The sequence below is a fragment of the Streptomyces sp. SID5910 genome (assembly GCF_009862125.1).
In the GTDB taxonomy this organism is placed as follows: Bacteria; Actinomycetota; Actinomycetes; order Streptomycetales; family Streptomycetaceae; genus Streptomyces.
This window is the reverse complement of record NZ_WWHX01000962.1, coordinates 1-5,251: the sequence shown is the minus strand read 5'-3', so window position 1 is coordinate 5,251 and position 5,251 is coordinate 1. Positions and strand designations below refer to the sequence as shown.

Genomic DNA, 5,251 nt, shown 5'->3' with positions numbered 1-5,251 from the left:
TTCTGGAGCTGCTCGACGTTCTCCGTCAGGTCGCGGGACGTCATGCCCTTGTGCACGTGCTCGTGCCCGGCGAGGTCGTTGAACTCCTCGATCCGCGCCTTCACGTCGTGCCGCGTGACCTTCTCGCGCTCGGCGATCGAGGCCAGGTCGACCTGGTCGAGGACGCGCTCGTAGTCGGCGATCGCGGCGTCGGGCACCTCGATGCCCAGGTCCTTCTGGGCCCGCAGCACGGCGAGCCAGAGCTGCCGCTCCAGCCTCACCTTCTGCTCGGGCGACCAGAGCGTGGCGAGCTCGGCGGAGGCGTAACGTCCGGCGAGGACGTTCGGGATGCGGGGCTTGGCGGGAGCGGAAGTCACGTAAACGGATTCTACTGGCGATTCGTGCAGGCCAGCGCCGCGGGGTTGTTCGTCGGAAGCTACGAACGCCGTGCGGGGGCGGGAACGATCACGTGATGTCCTCGTACGGCAGCAGCTCCGGGCGCTTGGGCGGCAGGCCGTCGCCGGACGAGCGGCCGGTCAGCCTGCGGCCTATCCAGGGCAGCAGGTGCTGCCGGGCGAACCGGACGTCCGCGGTGCGGCGCACGACCCAGCCGGGCGGCGGCGTCGGCGGCACCGGCGCGTGCCAGTCGGGGTCCTCGGGCTCGTAGCCGAGCGTCTGCCACACGGCCTCGGCGACCCGGCGGTGCCCGTCGGCGGTCAGGTGCAGCCGGTCCACGTCCCACATCCGCGGGTCGGCCAGCGACCGGGCCCCGTACAGGTCCACGACGACGGCGCCGTGCCGCTCGGCGAGGTCGTCGATGATCGCGAACAGCGCCTCCATGCGCGGCCGGAACCGCTCCAGCACCGGGCCCTGCCGGCCGGGGCTGCGCATCAGCACCAGCTGCTTGCAGTTCGGGGCCAGCCCTTCCACGGCCTGCGTCAGCAGATCCCGCACCCGGGCCATGTCGCACTTGGGCCGCAGGGTGTCGTTGAGCCCGCCGACCAGCGTGATCACATCGGCGCCCATGGCCGCCGCGACGTCCACCTGCTCGTCGACGATCTGCCCGATCAGCTTCCCGCGCACGGCGAGGTTCGCGTACCGGAAACCGGGGGAGCGGGCGGCCATCCGCGCCGCGAGCACGTCGGCCCAGCCGCGGTAGGAACCGTCGGGCAGCAGGTCGGACATGCCCTCGGTGAAGGAGTCGCCGACGGCGACGAGGCTGGTGTGGGTGGGGTTCGTCTGCATGGCGACAGAAATGGTAGCCCCTGCACATACCCCCCGGTCGGTCACCCCGTGCACGTTCGCCCTCAGGTCCGCTGCCCGAACAGCTCCCGCAACACGTCCTCCATGGTCACCAGCCCCGCCAGCCGCCCGTCGGAGCCCAGGACCGCCGCCAGATGCGTACGGCTGCGCCGCATCGCCGTCAGCACGTCGTCCAGCGGGGTGTTCTCCCGCACCCGGGCGATGGACCGCATGTCCCGCAGCCGGAACGGCACGTCCCGAGGGGAGGCGTCCAGGGCGTCCTTGACGTGCAGGTAGCCGACGATCCGCCGCCCGTCGTCCACCACCGGGAAGCGGGAGAACCCGGACTCGGCCGACAGCCGCTCCAACTGCTCCGGCGTGATGCCCACGCGCGCCTGCACGACGCGTTCCAGCGGCAGCACCACGTCCCGCACCGGCCGGCGGCCCAGCTCCAGGGCGTCGTGCAGCCGCTCCTGGGCGCGGTCGTCGATCAGCCCCGCCTCGCTGGCGTCCTTGACGATCTCGGCCAGCTCGGTGTCCGTGAAGGTCGCCGAGACCTCGTCCTTCGCCTCCACCCGCAGCAGCTTGAGCAGCGCGTTCGCGAAGGTGTTCACCGTGAAGATCACCGGGCGCAGCGCGCGGGACAGCCCCACCAGCGGCGGCCCGAGCAGCAGCGCGCTGCGCACCGGCTCGGCCAGCGCGATGTTCTTCGGGACCATCTCGCCGAGCAGCATGTGCAGATACGTCGCCAGGGCCAGGGCGATCACGAAGGACACCGCGTGCCCCGCCCCCGACGGCACGCCCATCGCGTGGAACACGGGCTCCAGCAGGTGCGCGATCGCCGGTTCCGCGACGATGCCGAGGACCAGCGTGCACAGCGTGATGCCGAGCTGGGCCGCCGCGAGCAGCGCGGACACGTGCTCCAGACCCCACAGCACGCTCTTCGCCCGCCGGTCGCCCTCCTCGGCGTACGGCTCCACCTGGCTGCGGCGCACGGAGATCAGCGCGAACTCGGCGCCCACGAAGAAGGCGTTGACGACGAGCGTCGCCAGACCGATCAGCAGTTGTACGGCGGTCACCGTCCGGCCTCCCCGTCGTCGCCGTCACCGGACCGCTCGCCGGGCAGCGGCGCGTGCAGCAGCACCCGGGCCGCCCGGCGTCCCGCCGCGTCCACGACGTCCAGCCGCCAGCCCTCCAGGCCGACGGTGTCGCCGACGGCGGGGATGCGGCCCAGCCGCGCCGCGACCAGCCCGGCGACCGTCTCGTACGGCCCCTCCGGCACCCGCAGGCCGAGACGCGCCAGCCGGTCCACCCGGGCCGCGCCGTCGGCCCAGTACAGGGCGCGCCCCTCCTCGTCGGTGCCGGCCGCGTCCAGCTCCGGGATCTCGTGCGGATCGTGCTCGTCGCGCACCTCGCCGACGACCTCCTCGACGATGTCCTCCAGCGTGGCCACCCCCGCCGTCCCGCCGTACTCGTCGATGACGACGGCCATCGTGCGCCGCCCGGAGAGCCGGTCCAGGAGCCGGTCGACGGTCAGCGTCTCCGGGACGAGCAGCGGCTCGCGCATCAGCTCGGCGACCGGCACCCGGGCCCGGCGCTCGGCGGGCACCGCCAGGACGTCCTTCACGTGGGCCGTCCCCACCACCGTGTCGAGGCTGTCCCGGAAGACCGGGAACCGGGACAGCCCGGTCGCCCGCGTCGCGTTCGCCACGTCCTCGCAGGTCGCCCGCCAGTCCAGCGCGACGACCTGGACGCGCGGGGTCATCACGTTCTCCGCCGTCAGGTCGGCCAGGTTCAGGGTCCGCACGAACAGCTCGGCGGTGTCGGCCTCCAGGGCGCCCTCCTTGGCGGAGTGCCGGGCGAGCGCCGCCAGCTCCTGCGGCCCGCGCGCGGACGCCAGCTCCTCGGCGGGCTCCACGCCGAGGCGGCGCACGACGCGGTTGGCCGAGTTGTTCAGATGGGTGATGAAGGGCCGGAAGGCCATGCTGAACCAGCGCTGCGGACCGCCCACCCGCTTGGCGACGGCCAGCGGCGAGGAGATCGCCCAGTTCTTCGGCACCAGCTCGCCGACGATCATCAGGAAGACCGTGGACAGGGCCGTGCCCAGCACCAGCGCCAGCGACGAGGCCGCCGACGGGGACATCCCGGCGTCCTCCAGCGGGCCCGAGATGAGCGCCGCGACCGACGGCTCGGCGAGCATGCCGACCACCAGGTTGGTGACCGTGATGCCGAGCTGCGCCCCGGACAGCTGGAACGTCAGGTTCCGTACGCCCTTCAACGCGCTCGCCGCGCCCCGCTCGCCGCGCGCGGCGGCGCGTTCCAGCTCGCCGCGTTCGACGGTGGTCAGCGAGAACTCGGCCGCGACGAAGGCGCCGCACGCGAGGGAGAGCAGGATCGCCACCAGCAGCAGGAGCACTTCGGTCATCGGGTCACCTCGGTTCCATGATCGGACAGGACGCGGAGGTTCGCGCGATGTCGTGCGCCGGGACACTCGCTCATGCGCCGGTGCTCACTGCCTTCCGTCGGTGAGGGGCCCTCAGTCGGTGAGGGGCTTGACCCAGCGTCGCCACTGCTCCTCGGGCGCGTACCCGGCGGCCCGCCAGGCATGCTGCGCCCGCTCGTTGCGCACCAGCACCATCGCGTCCGCGCGCCGCCCGCCGAGCCGTACGAACCGGTCCTCGGCGGCGGCCAGCAGGGCCGAGCCGATCCCCTGGCGGCGCCGGTCGGGGTGCACGGCCAGCCGGTACAGATGGCAGCGCCAGCCGTCGAAGCCGGCGATCACCGTGCCCACCAGCGCGCCGCCCTGCTCGGCCAGGATCAGCGCGCCGGGGTCCCGGGCGACCAGACGCTCCACGCCGTCCCGGTCGTCGCTGATGCTGGTCCCCTCCGCGGCCACCTTCCAGAAGGCCAGCACGGCGTCCAGGTCCTCGGGCCCGGCGGCCCGTGTCCGAAGATCGTTCATACGGCGATCCCACCACGCGACACGGCGGGCCGGACGCGAATTCCGGCATACGGACGGCATGCGGACGGCACGCGGACGGCACCCGCGCCCCCAGCGGTCCGTCAGGCGTCGCGCAGCGCCCGCATCACCGGGGCGAAGGCCTCCATCGACGGCTCCAGCACGGTCAGGTACGTGAACCCGTACCGCTCGCGCTGCGCGTGCACCTGCGCGGTGATCTCCTCCAGGGTGCCCATCAGGAAGACGGGCAGGCCGAGCGCCTGATCGGCGGTCAGGTGCGGCACACGTTCCAGCAGGGGACGGACGGCGGCCTCGCGGTCGTCGGTGACGACCACCCGCTGGACGAGCAGGTTCAGCTCCGCCGGTCGCGTGCGGCCCGCCGCCAGCTCGCGGTAGCGCGCCACGCGTTCGTCCAGCTCCTCGGCGGTGACGGGCGCGAGCCGGCCCGTCGCGCTGCCCGGCACCGTACGGCCGCCGGTGAACGCGGCGATGTCGGCGTGCCGCGCGGTGAGTTCCAGCATCCGGTCGCCGTTGGCGCCGATCAGCAGCGGCACCCCGGGCCGCTGCACCGGCCGCGGCAGGTACTCCTCGTCGCCGAGCAGCCGCTCCAGTTCCTCCACCGTGCGCCGCAGATGGTCCACACGTTCGCCCGGCGAGCCGAAGGGCAGCCCCGCCGTGTCGTGTTCCGCCCGGACATAGCCGGTGCCGAGCCCCAGCTCCAGGCGCCCGCCGGTCAGGGCGTCCGTGGTCGCCACCTCCCGGGCCAGCAGCGCCGGGTTCCAGAAGCCGGCGTTGAGCACGAACGTGCCCACCCGGGACCGCTCGGTGGCCCGGGCCGCCGCGACCAGCGCGGGGAAGGGGGCGACCATGCCGAGATGGTCCGGCACCAGGATCACGTCGTAGCCGAGCTCCTCGGCCCGCCGGCACTTCTCGCTCCACTCCTCGGCCGGGGCGGAGGCCATCAGGTTGACGCCGAAACGGAACGGACGAGCGGACAAGACGGCCTCCTCGGTGGTCTGCGCCGGCAGCGGGCTGCGCCGGAGCGGGCTGCGCCGGAGCGGGCTGCGCCGG

5 protein-coding genes and 1 pseudogene are annotated in these 5,251 nt (G+C 73.5%); all 6 read right to left on the bottom strand.

Annotation, left to right across the window (positions count from 1 at the left end):
* A pseudogene (locus tag GTW67_RS34420) lies at positions 1-356 on the bottom strand (adenylosuccinate lyase); the annotation flags it as partial.
* Positions 357-444: 88 nt separating this feature from the next.
* Positions 445-1,224 (bottom strand): SGNH/GDSL hydrolase family protein, encoded by a 780-nt coding sequence (locus tag GTW67_RS34415; RefSeq protein ID WP_161164671.1) that lies wholly within the window; start codon positions 1,222-1,224, stop codon positions 445-447.
* Positions 1,225-1,286: 62 nt separating this feature from the next.
* Positions 1,287-2,300 carry a CNNM domain-containing protein gene (locus GTW67_RS34410; protein ID WP_161164672.1) on the bottom strand — a complete coding sequence of 338 codons (1,014 nt, stop codon included), beginning with the start codon at positions 2,298-2,300 and terminating at the stop codon, positions 1,287-1,289.
* A complete protein-coding gene (locus GTW67_RS34405) occupies positions 2,297-3,646 on the bottom strand; it encodes a hemolysin family protein (protein ID WP_161168639.1) in 1,350 nt (449 codons plus the stop codon). Before GTW67_RS34405 ends, GTW67_RS34410 begins: the two co-directional genes overlap by 4 nt.
* A 111-nt stretch (positions 3,647-3,757) precedes the next feature.
* Positions 3,758-4,183: a GNAT family N-acetyltransferase gene (locus GTW67_RS34400; RefSeq protein WP_161168638.1), complete on the bottom strand. Its 426-nt coding sequence runs from the start codon at positions 4,181-4,183 to the stop codon at positions 3,758-3,760.
* Between the two features lie 101 nt (positions 4,184-4,284).
* Positions 4,285-5,142, bottom strand: a complete 858-nt coding sequence (locus GTW67_RS34395) for an LLM class F420-dependent oxidoreductase (RefSeq protein ID WP_161168640.1) — start codon at positions 5,140-5,142, stop codon at positions 4,285-4,287.
* Positions 5,143-5,251: the final 109 nt, after the last annotated feature.

What these genes read in the sequence shown, in the direction of transcription:
- GTW67_RS34395 (WP_161168640.1), bottom strand. Translation starts at nt 5,142, where the DNA reads ATGGCCTCCGCCCCGGCCGAGGAGTGGAGCGAGAAGTGCCGGCGGGCC.
- GTW67_RS34405 (WP_161168639.1), bottom strand. Translation starts at nt 3,646, where the DNA reads ATGACCGAAGTGCTCCTGCTGCTGGTGGCGATCCTGCTCTCCCTCGCG.
- GTW67_RS34400 (WP_161168638.1), bottom strand. Translation starts at nt 4,183, where the DNA reads ATGAACGATCTTCGGACACGGGCCGCCGGGCCCGAGGACCTGGACGCC.
- GTW67_RS34415 (WP_161164671.1), bottom strand. Translation starts at nt 1,224, where the DNA reads ATGCAGACGAACCCCACCCACACCAGCCTCGTCGCCGTCGGCGACTCC.